General features: G+C 50.7%; 15 protein-coding genes. 13 read left to right on the top strand and 2 right to left on the bottom strand.

All coding sequences use genetic code 11. The features are described 5' to 3' along the window. The first annotated feature begins 177 nt into the window (after positions 1–177). Genes ACRRNK_RS20410 through ACRRNK_RS20400 form a run of 3 tightly spaced genes read left to right on the top strand, consistent with a single transcriptional unit; the run spans position 178 to position 4,854 of the window. The gene (locus ACRRNK_RS20410) at positions 178–2,025 is read left to right on the top strand and encodes a spore germination protein (RefSeq protein WP_433944426.1); all 1,848 of its coding nucleotides are present in this window, start codon (positions 178–180) and stop codon (positions 2,023–2,025) included. Continuing rightward, positions 2,022–3,239 carry a Ger(x)C family spore germination protein gene (locus tag ACRRNK_RS20405; protein ID WP_433944425.1) on the top strand — a complete coding sequence of 406 codons (1,218 nt, stop codon included), beginning with the start codon at positions 2,022–2,024 and terminating at the stop codon, positions 3,237–3,239. Before ACRRNK_RS20410 ends, ACRRNK_RS20405 begins: the two co-directional genes overlap by 4 nt. Positions 3,240–3,243: 4 nt before the next feature. Continuing rightward, on the top strand, positions 3,244–4,854 hold the full coding sequence (locus tag ACRRNK_RS20400; protein WP_433944424.1) for a GerAB/ArcD/ProY family transporter: 1,611 nt from the start codon (positions 3,244–3,246) through the stop codon (positions 4,852–4,854). An 18-nt stretch (positions 4,855–4,872) separates the two neighbouring features. Here ACRRNK_RS20400 and ACRRNK_RS20395 read toward each other — a convergent pair whose 3' ends face one another. Further along, positions 4,873–5,103 (bottom strand): hypothetical protein, encoded by a 231-nt coding sequence (locus ACRRNK_RS20395; RefSeq protein ID WP_433944423.1) that lies wholly within the window; start codon positions 5,101–5,103, stop codon positions 4,873–4,875. A 213-nt stretch (positions 5,104–5,316) separates the two neighbouring features. Here ACRRNK_RS20395 and ACRRNK_RS20390 point away from each other — a divergent pair, with 213 nt between their 5' ends. From ACRRNK_RS20390 to ACRRNK_RS20355, 8 genes are all read left to right on the top strand, one after another. Further along, positions 5,317–5,706, top strand: coding sequence for a Fur family transcriptional regulator (locus ACRRNK_RS20390; protein ID WP_433944422.1), 390 nt, complete (start codon positions 5,317–5,319; stop codon positions 5,704–5,706). After that, on the top strand, positions 5,688–6,440 hold the full coding sequence (locus ACRRNK_RS20385; RefSeq protein WP_433944421.1) for a winged helix-turn-helix transcriptional regulator: 753 nt from the start codon (positions 5,688–5,690) through the stop codon (positions 6,438–6,440). Before ACRRNK_RS20390 ends, ACRRNK_RS20385 begins: the two co-directional genes overlap by 19 nt. Before the next feature lie 229 nt (positions 6,441–6,669). Beyond that, positions 6,670–8,685: a methyl-accepting chemotaxis protein gene (locus tag ACRRNK_RS20380; protein WP_433944420.1), complete on the top strand. Its 2,016-nt coding sequence runs from the start codon at positions 6,670–6,672 to the stop codon at positions 8,683–8,685. Positions 8,686–8,891: 206 nt separating this feature from the next. Then, on the top strand, positions 8,892–9,737 hold the full coding sequence (locus tag ACRRNK_RS20375) for a uroporphyrinogen-III synthase (RefSeq protein ID WP_433944419.1): 846 nt from the start codon (positions 8,892–8,894) through the stop codon (positions 9,735–9,737). 50 nt (positions 9,738–9,787) lie between these two features. After that, positions 9,788–10,426, top strand: coding sequence for a ThuA domain-containing protein (locus ACRRNK_RS20370; RefSeq protein ID WP_433944418.1), 639 nt, complete (start codon positions 9,788–9,790; stop codon positions 10,424–10,426). A 269-nt stretch (positions 10,427–10,695) separates the two neighbouring features. After that, entirely contained in the window at positions 10,696–12,303 is a 1,608-nt protein-coding gene (locus ACRRNK_RS20365) for a DEAD/DEAH box helicase (protein ID WP_433944417.1), read from the top strand. A gap of 271 nt (positions 12,304–12,574) precedes the next feature. Continuing rightward, positions 12,575–13,441: a D-alanyl-D-alanine carboxypeptidase family protein gene (locus ACRRNK_RS20360; protein WP_433946960.1), complete on the top strand. Its 867-nt coding sequence runs from the start codon at positions 12,575–12,577 to the stop codon at positions 13,439–13,441. Positions 13,442–13,537: 96 nt separating this feature from the next. Continuing rightward, positions 13,538–13,882 carry a DUF3243 family protein gene (locus ACRRNK_RS20355; RefSeq protein ID WP_433944416.1) on the top strand — a complete coding sequence of 115 codons (345 nt, stop codon included), beginning with the start codon at positions 13,538–13,540 and terminating at the stop codon, positions 13,880–13,882. A 36-nt stretch (positions 13,883–13,918) separates the two neighbouring features. Here ACRRNK_RS20355 and ACRRNK_RS20350 read toward each other — a convergent pair whose 3' ends face one another. Further along, complete coding sequence (locus tag ACRRNK_RS20350) at positions 13,919–14,308, bottom strand: MerR family transcriptional regulator (protein ID WP_433944415.1); 390 nt, start codon at positions 14,306–14,308, stop codon at positions 13,919–13,921. Positions 14,309–14,577: 269 nt separating this feature from the next. Between ACRRNK_RS20350 and ACRRNK_RS20345 the strand changes: the two genes are divergently transcribed. Beyond that, on the top strand, positions 14,578–14,787 hold the full coding sequence (locus ACRRNK_RS20345; protein WP_433944414.1) for a hypothetical protein: 210 nt from the start codon (positions 14,578–14,580) through the stop codon (positions 14,785–14,787). A gap of 181 nt (positions 14,788–14,968) precedes the next feature. After that, positions 14,969–15,847 carry an ABC transporter ATP-binding protein gene (locus ACRRNK_RS20340; RefSeq protein ID WP_433944413.1) on the top strand — a complete coding sequence of 293 codons (879 nt, stop codon included), beginning with the start codon at positions 14,969–14,971 and terminating at the stop codon, positions 15,845–15,847. The last annotated feature ends 56 nt before the right edge of the window (positions 15,848–15,903 follow it).

The following is a 15,903-nucleotide window of genomic DNA, read 5'->3' as shown; positions in this document are numbered from 1 at the left end:
TACTCATTTATTACCATTTCTCATACATTAGAAACGGATGTCCTATGATGCGGGAGCGGTACGCCCGGAACCGAATTCACCAGTGAAGGGACTTCTGTGCACTGGGATAGGTCGTATAATAGAGCCCGCCTAAGTAAATAATGGAATTAAAGAGCATGAAAGGAACGGGAGGCATCCATGAATCGCAGCAGGACTTCCAGAAGAGGCGGAAGAGGCATTCGCAGTTATACAGTGGAGCCAGATCAGCCAAAAGGTAATGAGAATCCCCCTAAGGCGGGCTTCCCGGCCTCAGGTGAGCTTGACCAGATATTGGACAGGATAAGACAGAATTTCGGGGATAGCTCGGATATCGTGATCCGTAGGCTGGTGATTGGACAAAAGGCAACCAAGCATGCTGCTCTGGTCTATATGGATGGACTGGTGGATCACCAATCGGTTAACGAATTCGTTACAAGCTCTTTGCTGGATACAGCCGGGGCTGAACCTGATTCAAATGATGCTGATGGATGGATTCAGTTTCTATTTAACAGGGCGCTTACCTCAGGGAAAGTGCAGGTTATCACTGAATGGAAGGATATGCTCCTGTCTATTCTGTCAGGGAACTCCATTATTGTTCTGGATCGATGTGAGAAAGTCATATCTGTGGGTACACAGGGAGGCGAAGCCCGTTCCGTTACAGAGCCTACCTCTCAGCTCGTCGTTCGGGGTCCTAAGGACAGCTTCGTGGAGTCTGTAGTCACGAATGTGTCACTGATCAGACGCCGAATTAAATCTCCGGATGTGCGGCTGGAGAACATAAAGGTCGGCAAGGTCACCAATACCCGGGTGTCGATCATGTATATCCAGAATATTGCCGAGAAGCGGCTGGTGGATGAAGTGCGCCGAAGACTTGAGAGTATTGACACCGACTCCATTCTTGAATCAGCCTATATCGAGGAATTTATCCAGGATCATACCTTTACCCCTTTCCCAACCATCTTTAATACAGAGCGACCGGACGTAGCTGCAGGGAACCTCTTGGAAGGCAGGGTAGTGTTAATTATCGACGGTACCCCTTTCGCATTAATCATGCCGGCGGCATTCCCCCAGTTCTTCCATTCAGCTGAGGATTACTCCCAGCGGTTTGATATCAGTATCCTTATGAGGCTGGTTCGCTTTATGAGCTTTATTGTTCTCATTCTCGGACCCGCGGTCTATATTGCGCTGACTACTTTTCACTATGAGATGATTCCAACACAGATGCTGATCAGTCTGATGGCCCAGCGTGAAGGTGTACCTTTTCCGGCTTTTGTAGAGGCGGCTTTGATGGAGACGGCATTCGAAATTCTCAGGGAAGCCGGCGTACGAATGCCCCGGGCGATAGGCCAGACGGTATCCATTGTAGGTGCCCTGATACTTGGACAAGCGGTGGTGGAGGCTGGGATCATCACACCTGTCATGGTCATTGTGGTTGCGCTGACAGGGATTGCGAGCTTTGCCATTCCCGCCTACAATCTGTCCATTGCCGGGCGGCTGGTCCGCTTCTTCTTCATGATTCTTGCCGGGATGTTTGGTTTCTACGGAATCACGCTAGGCCTTATAGTGCTGGTCGCTCATCTGAACAGCTTGCGATCGTTTGGTCTACCGTATTTGACGCCGTTTAGTCCATTCGTGCTGTCCAGTCAGAAGGATACGATTCTCATCTTTCCTTTTTGGGCACTGCGAAAAACTGGATCAGCGAAGAACCCAAGCTCTTCGACGGGAAGCAAGCAGGCCGACGGACAAAGTTCTGGACAGAACCAGAACCAGAACCAGAACCAGAACCAGAACCAGAACCAGAACCAGAACCAGAACCAGAACCAGAACCAGAACCAACCGCTTAACCCTAAAGATGAGCGAGAGACAGAGAATAAGCTTCAGGTAGAGCCCCCTGGTAGTCAAAAAGGCGGGAAGCCAGGCAGGTGGGGTAAGGCCGTTCACGAGCTGCCAGATGGTGACAGCTCGAATTCTTCCAATACCAAAGAGGAAGGAAATCAGACATCATGATCAGAAGATGGATTGGTTTGATTGGGCTGGCGGCGCTCTTGCTGCTTCTCTCCGGCTGCTGGGACAGTATCGAGCTGAACAGGCGGGCAGTGGTATCGGGTATGGGCATCGACATCCAGCAGGGGGACAAGCCGAAGTATAAGGTGTCCCTTCAGGTTATTATTGCAGATGAGATATCCGGAAAATACAGCCGCGGCGGTTCCCCAGTCTCCGTATACTATGGCGAGGGAAGAACTATATTTGAAGCGGTTCGTGAAGCCTCCCGTAAAGTTCCAAGGTATCTTTCCCTGGGACATATCAATGCTCTTATTTTTTCTGAAGAGCTAGCGAGATCGGGGATCAAGGATGTGCTGGATTATATGGAGCGTGATGCCCAGATCAGAACAACTTCCCAGGTGTACTTGGCGAAAGGGCAGGAGGCGTCGGATGTCGTGAAGGTCATGACGCCTATTGGCAAGATCCCCTCCAGTGATCTGTCTCAGAAATCCCAAGCATCATCTACGATACTGGGCAATAATTACAGGGTTGAAATCGATGATGTCATCCGGGCACTGCAGATCCCCGGCGGTGGGCCTATTATTAACGGAGTCCGAGTTGCGGGGGACCTGCAGACTGCACCAACCAAGTCTAATATTGAGCAGATTAATACGCCTGCAATCCTTGAGCTGGAGGGAATAGGGATCTTCGCCGGAGATAAATTGATAACCTGGTTGAGTCCGCACCAAAGTCGGGGGCTCATCTGGGTGAGCGATAAAATAAAACAAACCGCTTTAGTCACCGGATGCGCGGATAAGAAGGGGCTGATCGCTTATGAGATTATCCGCTCGCGAACCAAAGTGAAGGCCCAGCTTAAAGATCCGGAGCATCCGGTTATTCAGATCTCGGTTATGCCGCAAGCATCCATAAAAGAATTAAATTGTGATTTGGATGTCAGAAAGGACTCTGTATTGGATCAGCTCGATAAGGAGCTTAACGAATTGATCAAACAAGAGATGCAATCTGCGGTAGAAGAGGCCAAGAAGATCAAAAGCGATGTATTCGGTTTTGGCTCGGTGGTTGAGCGTACTAACCCCAAGGCATGGAAATCTCTGAAATCCAGATGGGCAGATATTTTTGCGCACATAGACGTGGAGTACAATGTCCAGACCGTGATTCGTTACTCGGGTATGCGAGACCGTTCTTACCGCAGCCAAATCACAGGAGGAGAGGAGTAGCAGCATGGAAAAGAACCGCATAACCTCCTTTCAATTCTTCTCGCTGATGCTCTTGTTCCAGCTGGGAACTTCACTGGTAGTTAATCTGGGGATGCGGGCTGGAAGAGATGCATGGATATCCATTTTGCTTGGGATGGGGTATGGCCTACTGTTATTCTGGATATTCGCCTATCTCTACAGGCAATTCCCTGGTCTGCTCCCAACCGCATATGCCCGAAAGCTATTCGGCAAGTATGTGGGCTGGATCATCGGATTATTATATACGGTGTTCTTCGTCTACCAGACCGGCCGTGATTTGCGAGATGGTGGTGCCCTGGTGCTGTCCACTGCACTTAAGCAGACGCCGTTAATTGTTGCAAATGCATTGATGATTATGTCAGTGGCTTATGTCATTCATAAGGGGATTGAGGTGCTTGCCAGAACGGCGGTTATATTTGCCATGGTTGTCATTCTGATTGGTAGCTTCAGTACACTCCTGCTTTTATTATCCGGGATTATTGAAATGGAGCGGCTTTTCCCGATCCTGGGGAACGGGATTGGCCCCGTACTTGAGACGTTTTATCGTCAAAGCTACGCATTTCCATTTAGCGAGATTGTTTGCTTTGCTATGATTCTGCCTTACTTGGGAAATGCAAAGACTGGGGTAAAGGCCGGTTATATAGCGATTCTGGTGTCCGGGATTGTTCTAAGCTACACCTCGGTCATTAATGTGGCCGTGCTGGGCGTAGATATGGTTCAGCGTTCCCCGCTGCCCTTAATGACGACAATCAGCAAGGCTTCGATATCTGATTTCATCCAGCGTAACGATATCCTCATTGTTATGACCCTGATTATTGATGACTTTTTTAAGGTAGCGGTATATTTCTATGTTGCTCTAATAGGAACCGCCGATCTATTCAAGATTGCTTATCGTAAATTGATCTATCCGATGGCCCTATTAGTTCTGCTCATTTCTTTAGTGGTAGCGAAAAGCCTGCCTGAGCATCTGGAGGAAGGGGCCGTAATTCTGTACCGGATCGATCCTCTGTTCTTTGTTGTTATTCCGCTATTATTATGTGTTGCGGCGTGGATATACAAACTGCGTACTGCTTCCAGGAATAAAGCAGCCTCCGGTAAAGGACAAGCTCCAGGCCTAGAACAATCGCAGGACGGTCAGCAGGGGGCGAATGCCGGACAATCGCAGGACGCTCAGCAGGGAACGAATGCCGGACAATCGCAGGACGGTCAGCAGGGGACGAATGCCGGACAATCGGAGGACGGTCAGCAGGGGGCGAATGCCGAACAAACGCAGGACGGTAAACAGGGGACGAGTGCCGAACAAACGCAGGATGGTCAGCAGGGGACGAATGCCGGACAATCGCAGGATGGTCATCAGGGGGCGGATGCCGGACAATCGCAGGATGGTCAGCAGGGGGCAACTGCCGAACAACCGCAGGACGGTCAGCAGGGGGCAAATGCCGAACAACCGCAGGACGGTCCTCAGGGATCTGTTGTACAGCAGATGTCTAAGGAGGGACAGCTCTCGGGTCCTGAGCGGGAACCGGGCATGGAACAGGGATCAGTTCCTGACCAAGGGTCACAGGACGAGCTAACCCCTGGCACAGACAATGGCTGAATCCACAATTCGCGGAACTTAGCCGCCGGAACGCCTTTTCCGCATGTTCATAATCACTTTGATGAGATCAGGGACAAGCCAGCCTGCAAGTAGAATGACGACCATTAATTGCTCTGACCCAGCCATCAGTTGATATTTCATATTAGTCAGCGTGTCCTGCCAACGTTGTCCTGTGATGACATCCATCAGCAGCATCATGCCCACGGAGAGGACGGACATCATAGCAACTACAACATACTTTCGCAACATGAAGAGTAGGCCTCCTTTAATAAACTGCCTGGTACTAGTCATAAGACTATATAAGCGCAGGTAGAGAATGATATGCAGGGGTATAAACTCTTGTCTTATATCTGTATTATGTGAGGACTGGGGAACAGCCATTCAGCCAGGTAGGCAGATCGTTGACATTTGCAAAATTTATATTTATACTTATTCTAAATACAATTGAGGGAATGAATAAGTATGAGATCACTAAATCTAACTACACAGCGCCGGGCTGTTTATGAAGTGGTTCGGAATTCAAATGATCACCCTACGGCTGCCGAGGTTATGAATCGCCTGGTGGAGCAGGGTCATAATTTTGCCTATGGTACTGTATATAACTCACTTAGATATCTAACGGATAAAGAAATGATCCGGGAGCTTAAGCTTGGAGAGGCTGCCAGCCGTTATGATGCCAAGCTGGATGATCATCAGCATATTATTTGCGAGGTATGCGGGCGTGTAGATGAAGTGATGACGCAAATTCCGGATGCGTGGAGTGCTGAAGTTGCGAAGGAGACCGGGTACGATGTCCATCACGCTCATGTCGTATTTGGGGGGGTATGTGCACAATGTCTTCAGAAGAAATGAAGGTAGCTGAGCCAGGCCCGCAGTCGGATTTCTGTCCGGTTACCCAGCGGGTGATTGTTGTCAGTCCGCTCCCCCGTGGTCTTCATGAATTGGTACGCGATCTGTCGGACGGCTGCTTCGATGTGATGGTATTCCATCATCTGGAGCAGGGAATTCGGAATGCCCAGTCTGCCGATCTTCTTATTCTTGATCTTACAGCCTACCGTGAACAGGAGGAAGAAGCTGCACTGAAGACCTTGATGATGCAGCATACTGAAGAGATTCCTACCCTGTTGCTTATTAAGGAGTGCATGCTGCCCCGGATGGACGAACGGCTACGTCAGCAGGAGCTGCTTGTATGGCCTGCAAGACCACAAGAGGTTATATATCATGCCCAGCGTATTATCCGAACCAGTACTAAGAAAGCACCAGCCTCCCTGCTTATGAGCGGCACTTCACCTGCCATTTATAAGGATTTATGGATTGATCGCAAGAAGATGTCCGTCTACCGGAACGGTGCACGGATTGAGCTGACGAAGACGGAATACGATCTGCTGCTGAAGCTTCTGCTTAGTGATGGAGCTGTACTGTCCCGCGAGGATTTGCTAAGCGATATATGGGATACTTCATTTCTTGGCGGAAGCAACGTGGTTGATGTTCATATCAAAAGCTTGCGCAGAAAGCTGGGCGATCGGGCCTCGAACCCGACCTATATAGCTACGGTGCGTGGTGTTGGCTACCGAATGGCTGACTAATTGATGTCAGAGACTGACCCGGAAAGGGTAAGTACTAATCTTTGAAGCTAGGCGATTCTTCAAAAAGGTATAAATGGCGTCACAGATCTTACATCTGTGGCGCCATTTCTCGTCTTTGGTCCAATTAGGGCCCTGCCTATTTTTTGTCAAAAATATGAAGTGATCTGCCGATATACAATGAGGAGTCGGAGAATGAACTATAGAAGTGAAGGATAGGAGGAGACTTCTCTTGAAAAAGAAAGAAAAAGAGAACAAGAAAGAAAGAGAGAAAAAGAAAAGTACTCGATTCACAATCCGGAAGAAGCTAATCATTGCTTTTACAGGAATATTGCTGGTTCCGAGCATCCTTATTGGTGCGGTGATCTTCGTTACCTCTGCCGGTTCACTGATCGGGGAAGTTACGAACAATTCCAAGGAGACCGTTAAGTTAATCAATCAGCTGGTCGATGAGAAGATCTCTGACAAGACACTTAATGTTGAATTTCTGGGAAGGAGCATTACACCGGAGATGTTAACGGATTCGAGCAAGCCGCGGCTGGTAAGCGAACTGGATAACTATCTGGGGCTTAATACAGATGTGGATAATGTCTTTGTGGCCACACCGAAAGGCAACCTGATCCAGACGACAGATGGGAAAATGACAGATACCCCTGCTGAGATTCTGAAGAGCTCGTGGTTCAGTAATCCTATGAAAACAGCGGACACTACGTTCATTAGCCCGGTATTCGTCACTAAAGAGAAGACCCCTGTTGTATACATATCCCGTCAATTGAAAGACGGAGCTGGCATACTGGGCCTAACGATCAATCTGCAGGTCCTCCAAAGATCTGTAGCGATGAAGCTCGGACTGACAGGATACGTTGTCATTCTCGACAGCAAGAAGCAGTATGTGGTGAATCCAACGGGTAAGCAGGGGGCAGCTGCGAAGGAAGCTTATATCAATGAGATCTATAAGTCCGATGGAAATATGGACGAGATCAATTATGTTGGAGAAGACAAGACCCTTAAGATCCTGACGGTGGAGAATGCGTCAACGGGCTGGAGAATCGCGGGGATCCGGGATCAGAAGGAGATTAACGACTCCGCATCCACAAGTCTGATAGTCTCTATATCTGTGCTGCTGGGTTCTCTTGCACTGGCTGGTGCTGTCATTGTCTTCATTATCCGCTCCATTATCAAACCGATTCACCGCTTGCAGCAAGAGACAGAGAGCGTGAGCCGGGGAGATCTTACGACAGTGGTTGCCCTGACCCACAATGATGAAATCGGTGACCTGGCGGGGAACTTCTCCATCATGGTGCAGAATTTGCGGAATATGATTCTTCATGTCCAAGAGACAACTAATAACGTAAGCACATCTGCAGAAGTACTCTCTGCCGGTGCGGAGCAGACTACGCGTGCGATTGAGCATGTGACGATTACCATTCAGGAGGTAGCCGCAGGGAGCGAGCGTCAGCTCCAAAGTGTGGAGACAGGCACTGAAGGGGTTGAGGACATGACAGATCAGGTATTTAACATGTCCGACAATCTGAAGGATGTGACCAGCAAGATGGGGCAGACGATTCAAGCCGCTGAAGACGGGAATACGGCGGTAATCAGCGTTGTTGAGAAGATTGAGAACATTAGCCAGACGGTGGAGGAACTGAACGGGGTTATTAACACCTTGAGCGGTCATACCGAGCATATCGGAGGAATAGTCGGCGTCATCACAGGGATCGCACGGCAGACGAATCTGCTGGCTCTGAATGCGTCCATTGAAGCAGCCAGAGCTGGAGAACATGGACGGGGATTTGCGGTAGTAGCTGAAGAAGTACGTAAGCTGGCCACAGATTCTGAGCAATCCGCGCATCAGATTGGTGATCTGATTGAAGGAATTCAAGGTGAAGTAAGGCGGGCAATGGCTTCCATGGATAATGCGGTTAAGCGGGTGGAAGAGGGGATCCTGGCGGTAGATTCGACAGGACGCTCGTTCTCGCGGATTCGTAAGGCGGTTAAGGAAGTAGCGGGAAAAGTGAATGAAGTGAATGAGGCAGCAGCTCAACTGGCTGGCAATGCGGGAACAGTGAATGACTCGATCACCGAAATTCGCCGGATTTCTGAAGAATCGGCAGGGAACACACAGACCATTTCCGCGGCAGCAGAGGAACAGTTGGCTTCTGTAGAGGAGATTGCTTCCTCATCGGCCGATCTCAGCAGGATGGCGGAGCAGCTTCAGGAGCTCGTAGGTAAGTTCAAAATCTCATAAACCTTTTTTGAAGATACGATCAAAAGGACTGTTCGCCAGGTTATCAGGATAACCTGAGAGCAGTTCTTTTTGGTCATTCTGGAGCATATTAAAAGTTGCGAATAACGGAAAGAATACCTTAGAACGATTTACAACCTTTTCGGTCTCGTATAAGCTGATAGCAGTAGACAAGCTTATAGCCGCGGTTAAGCACTGGGGGGAGAACGATGGCAAGGAGACTTGAAGGGAAGAGAATCGCACTTACAGGTCCTAGGAAAGCGGAGGATCTCAGTAAGCTGGTCGAGAATATGGGAGGAATCCCCTTAATCCGTCTGGCACAGGGAACCGTATTCCTTGATGATATTGATCTGCGTAACGGACTGATCGCCTGGGTGGAGAATCGTCCTGATTGGGCCGTATTCACAACTGGTGTTGGTCTGGATGCACTGTTCGAGATGGCCGAAGACATGGGAATTGCCGAGGAGTACTGGGATCTTCTGCGCAATACCTTGATCGCCGCGAGAGGCTACAAGACCGTGAACGGGCTAAAGAAACGGCAGCTTGAACCCGTGGTGAGAGATGATGATGGCAGCACAGAGGGCTTGATACGGGCATTCTCCACATATGATCTAAAAGGTAAGACCGTCATGATTCAGCTTCATGGTGATCCTGCGCCCAAGCTGATCCAGTGGCTGGAGGAACAGGGCGCAAGGACGCTGCAAATCCTGCCCTATCGTCATATTCAGCCCGCAGACGAGAGTCTGGAACTCCTGTTAGCCGATCTACTTGGAGGGCGGATTGATGCGGTCACTTTCACGAGTACGCCGCAGGTCAGATTCCTGATGGACCATGCGGCCCGAAGCGGCCGGTTAACCGAGTTAATCGAAGCGCTCAGCGGGCCGGTCGTAGCTGTGGCTGTTGGGAAAGTAACGGCACAAGGCCTTGTGGAAGCGGGAATTCCGCGGATTATTGCCCCTAGAGAGGAACGAATGGGCAGCATGATGGTAGAGCTGGCCCGGTATTATGCGGGAGAAAGCCATCCATTTTTTGAGCGTGACAACAAGTTGAATTAGTACTGCTTGATCTTGTGTTTACAAGACCCCTTGCGTGAGGAGGAGACTTATTGAATAGGAAAAAAGCGCTGTTAATCGGGGACTATACCCATCCCAAATTTCACCCTCTGCAAGGTGTGGACGCGGAAATAACCCATACCCTGCAGGATTATTTAAGTGTGCAGTGCAGTGAGAATAATCATATGTTCGAATATAACAACCTCGGTGCATTTGATCTATGTATATCCTATCTGGACAGCTGGACTGAGAAGCTGTCACTGAAGCAGACCGGCGGCCTGCTGTCATTTGTCAGCGGAGGCGGGGGCCTTGTTATCCTGCATAATGGTATAATTATGGATACCCGTTACGAGATTGCCCAGCTCATTGGGGCCAAGCACACCGCTCATCGCACAAGACAAACCCTGGAGCTTAGAGTGACCGAGCCTGGGCATGATATTACTCAGGGAATTGAGGGCTTCAAGATCGAAGACGAGCCTTATCGCTTCGAATTTGATCCTTTTACGGAGAAGACGATTCTGCTTGAGTACAGTGCCGACGGGGAATGGCATCCGGCTGCGTGGGCGCATTCCTATGGCCTTGGACGTGTCGTATACTTGATGCCAGGTAATGATCAGCCTGCCTTCCAGCATCCTGTATACCGTAAGCTGCTGCTTCAAGCAGCGAAGTGGGCTGCGCGGATTTCGGGATAAGCATCAAATAAGTGTAATTTGAGGCTTGATCATAGCTAAACCGTGTTATACTGGAAATAGAGAATAGGCCGGAACGCCTGGCAAGAGGCGGATCGGTCTTTTGTTTGTAATGGCAATCCTTGTTACAATGGGCGTAAGGCGCGTATGACGAACACGGTCTGTCTGTGCAATACACATGAAGCAATAGTAACCCCTTCTTAAGCTGTACCGGGTGTACGGTGGAGAACGGGCTGAAGTCCGGATGACGGGCTATCTGAATTATGAGGTGAATGGATTTGGCAACTTTTAGAGATTGGGGCTTTCTGCCCGCCTTTTATGATATTTTGCAAGAACAGGGGATTGTGAACCCTACGCCTGTTCAGGAGGCGGCTATTCCAAAGCTGCTCGCGGGGCATGATCTGATTGCCCAGGCCCAGACGGGTACAGGCAAGACGCTTGCATTCCTTCTTCCGATTATGCATAAGATTCGCCCTGAGCTGGATAACGCTCAGGCTCTGGTGATTACACCGACCCGAGAGCTTGCGATCCAGATTACAGCTGAAGCGCGCAGGCTTGCCGCCGGTCGTGAAGGTGTATCCGTGCTGGCCGCATACGGGGGACAAGATGTGGAACGCCAGCTGCGCAAGCTCGCGGGAGGCTGTCAGCTTGTCATTGGGACACCGGGACGCTTGCTGGATCATATGAGACGCGGGGCACTGAAGCTGGACAAGGTAAGAATGCTGGTGCTTGATGAAGCGGATCAGATGCTGCATATGGGATTCTTCGAGGAAGTGGAGAGCATCATGCGCTCAATCCCAAGAAGCCGGCAGACGATGCTGTTCTCGGCAACAATGCCGGAGAAGGTAAGGAACCTGGCCAAGGTGTATATGAAAGAACCGCAGGATGTTCGGATTGCCTCCAAGCAGGATCATATCCCGCGCGGCAATATTCGCCAGCTGGTCATTGAATGTACGGACCGTACCCGGGAAGATGCTCTTGTTGATATGATGGAGCGCGATCATCCTTATCTCGCCGTAGTCTTCTGCCGGACGAAGGTCCGGGCCAAGGCACTGAATCAAGCATTGCAAGAAAGAGGCTATATCTCTGGTGAATTACACGGCGATCTCTCCCAGGCGAAGCGGGAGCAGGTCATGCGCTCCTTCCGGAATGCGAAGCTGCAGTTCCTTGTGGCTACGGATGTGGCTGCCCGGGGGATCGATGTTGAGGGGGTAACCCATGTCTATAACTATGATGTTCCCCAGGATCATGAGAGCTACATTCACCGGATTGGCCGGACAGGCCGTGCCGGGGAGAAGGGACTTGCAGTTACCTTTGTAGCTCCGAAGGATATGCCGGAGCTACGGGATATCGAGCGCGGTATTAATCAGCGGATCGACCGCGAGCGTTACGAGCCGTCAAGCCATTCCTTCACGGCGGTGAAGAAGTCCTCGGTGAGCCACGAGGAGGGCGAGGGCCGCGCAAGATCAGGCGGTGAGCGGGAAGGCTTCCGCCGCGGTGAGCGCAGCGGAGGTCGAAGCGGAGGCCGCAGCGGCGGACGCGAGCGCAGCCAAGGCGGCAGCGGTGGGCGCGGACGCAGCCAAAGCAGCGGGGGCCGCGAGCGCAGCAGAGGCGAGCGCAGCGATAGTGCCCGCGGCAGCGAGCACAGCGTCAGCGGCGAGCGCCGCCAAGGCAGCCGCGGCCCAGGCAGCGAGGGCCGCGGGCAATCCGGCGGCCGGCGCAGCTCCGCCGGCCGGAGTGACGCGCCGCCGTTCCCTGGCGGCGGCGACTCCCGTGGGCGCGGCGGCTCGAAGCCGCGCCAGGGCGGGCCCGCCGGGCAGGCCGGCCGAGGCGGCCGTGCCAGCGGCAGTGACCGCAGCCGCAGAGGCGGCAAGCGGTAAGGCCCGTGCATGCAGCCGGCTCATCCTTTGAGCCGGCTTTTGCTTGTGTGCTAGTCAGGAGAAGCAGACCCAGCCTTGGCGGGGGCCAATAGCAGTGAAACCCCGAGCAACTGGTCCCAGCCTATGCAGCTTTGTAACCTTTTGCCGCATGGAACAGTCTAAACTAATATAGAGAACCGGATCATCCGGATGACAGGAGGAACCACAAGGAATGAACAACCAACGTGAGGAGATACAGTCTCAAGAGGCGGGATTTGGTAAGAAGAGCCGTATGGCCCGCCTGACTCTGGCGGCGGCCGCGCTTATGCTCACAGCTGCCCTATCCGCAGGATGCGGCAAGGATAACGCAGCTTCCAATACCAAGACCCCTGAATCAACTTCAGCCCAGCAGACAACGGGAACAGGGGGCGCTAAAAGTGCAGTTACAGAACCTGCAGTAGCTCCCTCTGAATCTTCAGATACACAAACGGGAAATACTACTGAGGGAACGGGAAAGTCGGATACCACAAAGTCCGAGGGAACAAGTGACGGCCTTAAGAAGGCCGCAACCGATCCGGAAAGCGAAGCCGTTCTCGTTAACAAACAATTTGGCCTGCCGGACGATTACGAGCCGAAGGACCTGGTATATCCGAATGTGCCGTTCACGTTCAGTGAGAAGATTGACAAGCGCAAGATGCGCAAAGAGGCAGCAGCAGCTCTCGAGGAGATGTTCGCTGGTGCCAAGGAGGATGGCGTCTATCTGGCTGGGGTATCGGCATACCGTTCCAAGAAGACACAGACCAGTCTGTTTAACCGTTATGTGAAGAAGGACGGCTTGGAGAAGGCCAAAACCTACAGTGCAGTCCCCGGTTACAGTGAACATCAGACGGGCCTGGCTATTGACGTGTCCGGAAGCGATGGGAAGTGTGCGGCTGAATCTTGTTTTGGAGGAACCAAAGAAGCCGAATGGCTGAAGGAGCATGCTCAGGAGTATGGCTTTATAATCCGTTATCCGGAAGGCAAAGAGTCCATTACAGGATACAAATACGAGCCTTGGCATATCCGTTATGTCGGTAAGGAAATTGCCCAGGATGTGACCAGCAAAGGAATTACGCTCGAAGAGTACTATGATGCTGTAAAGGTATCGGGGACTCCATAAGACTCCATAACGGGAAAATGATTCATCCATCAAACCTATGGGTTATGAAGGTATGTACACGCACAACTCATTCAATCAGCCAAAGGAGGCAGTACCATGTCTGAACTAGAACATGCTGTTAACAAGGAAGGCGAAGTTGCGCTGAATAAGGTCGATAATGCGTTGGATCGGATGGATCAAGAGCAGAAGGATGAGATTTTGAGTAACTTCCAATCCTTCAAAAAATATCTTTCTGAACGAATTGAACTCGCTCAGAATATCGGGCTTAGCGAAGAAACGATGGCTAAGACCGCTGAGAAAATTGCGGGTTACCTAGCAGAGAACGAGGAGCCGCGCAACCGCGAGGAGAAGCTTCTACAGGAGCTCTGGAAAGTCGGCGATCAGGATCAGCGCCATAAGCTTGCGCATCTGCTCGTTCGTCTTGCACAAGCAGCGAGCTAATCCATTAACACATATTCAACTCAAGAGCAGCTTTCCTTATTCAGGAGAAGGCTGCTCTTTTGCATTCTGCGGGTGCCTCTTCCTAAGTTCGTGTAGAACGGCTCCGATGGCCTGCCTTGATTCTCGCAGCTTCTCTTCCTCTTGGAGCAGGACCATGAATTGAGCTGTCAGCTTTTGAATAACCCCCTCGATTAAAGCTTCCGACCCGCAGCCCTTGTCGCTTTTAAGGCTGATGATCATTTGAATTTCTTTCAGATCAAGTCCCATGGACTTCATTTCTTTAATTGCATCCATATCTCTTAGCTGCTTGTCCGTATAATCTCTTCTGCCTTGAACCCAATCCGGCTTGATTAACCCGAGCTCTTCATAGTGACGTACGGTGTCCCTGGTAGTTCCTGCTTGCTTGATATATTCGCTTATTCTCAAAGTTTCTCCACTCCTTTAATTCCAGTCCAGACAAACTGATTTGATCTCATCCGAATATAAAGGTTGCTATGGGGTTGACCCCACGGTATAAGCTGATCCCAAATCGTTGAAAGGACTGAGGTATCGTGGTCAGTAGTCTTATATTTATCCTGTTTGGCGGATTGAGTGTGTTTGGAGGGGGTACCGTAATTGTTCGAAGGAAGTATGACGGAACCCGGAATTCCTCCTTAGAATTCACCCCGTCCCGAAGGTGGTCTCTCGCATTATTCATGATTGCTCACACTGTATTGCTGCTGCTTGGGCTGATTCAATTGAGCAAGAGCATCCCCTTGGGAATCTTACTGGGAAGTGCGGCATTTGTGGTTGGTTCCCGTGTTATGAATGGGATCGCTCTGTTCGGGAAGAACCATGGCAGACATTATATCGTAACCTGCGGGATCCTGCTCTTAGCGCTGGGGCTGCATCTTGGGGGTTTGTAGTACCAGCTTCTATGATGATCTGAAAAGGGCACTTTGTCTATGATGTATGGAGTTAATTGAAGATCAGATGAAAAGAATCCCATTGACACTGATAATGATTATCAGTATCTTTAACATATATTGATAATGATTATCAGTTGTCCTGATATATACTACAGCTTACCGGAGAGGGAGAGTAATTATGGTATCTTTACAGACCTCACACTTGGATATAGCTTACGAAGATCGATTAATCGTAGAAGATCTGAATATACAAATTCCTGACGGCCAGATAACAGCCCTTGTCGGAGCGAATGGCTCGGGCAAATCGACAATTCTTAAGACCATGGCCCGCATCATGCAGCCTAAAGGCGGCAGTGTTATCCTGAACGGCAAGTCTATTCATAAACAATCCACCCGTGAAGTAGCCAAGCAGCTAGCCATTCTTCCGCAGAATCCGACCGCTCCTGAAGGCCTGACCGTATATGAGCTTGTCTCTTATGGCCGGTTCCCTTACCAGAAGGGATTTGGCAGCTTGAGAAGTGAGGATAAGCAGGTGATTGAATGGGCGATTGAAGCCACAGGCATGCTGGAATTCACAGACCGGCCGCTCGATCAGCTGTCTGGCGGACAGCGCCAGCGTGCCTGGATTGCGATGGCTCTGGCCCAGGAGACGGAGATTCTGTTCCTTGATGAACCTACTACTTTCCTGGATATGGCCCATCAGCTTGAGGTTCTTCATCTGCTTGAACGGCTGAACGCAGAGGCTAATCGTACGATCGTTATGGTGGTTCATGATTTGAACCATGCGTCCCGTTATGCCGATCATGTCATTGCCATCAAGCAGGGCCGGGCGATAGCCGAGGGCACTCCGGAGGAAGTGGTCACGCAGGATGTGCTTCGAGAAGTATTTGGAATTGAGGCTGATATTGTGAGGGACCCTCGCAGCGGTGTTCCCCTGTGCCTGCCGTATGATCTTGCTTTCCGGTCCCATGAATCTCGGCCAGCCAAGAGAGCCTTTGCACAGCAGGGCAATTCGGGAATGAGAGTGGCATCTTCAAGCTATATAAGACGCAGTTAAAAATTGACTTGAGGGTAAAGGCGTAACGGAGGGGAAGCTTGGAACTGTAGGAGCGA

This window comes from Paenibacillus sp. SN-8-1 (assembly GCF_050995535.1).
Taxonomy (GTDB): domain Bacteria; phylum Bacillota; class Bacilli; order Paenibacillales; family Paenibacillaceae; genus Fontibacillus.
The sequence above is the reverse complement of the archived record's forward strand: the minus strand, read 5'-3'. Positions and strand labels throughout refer to the sequence as shown.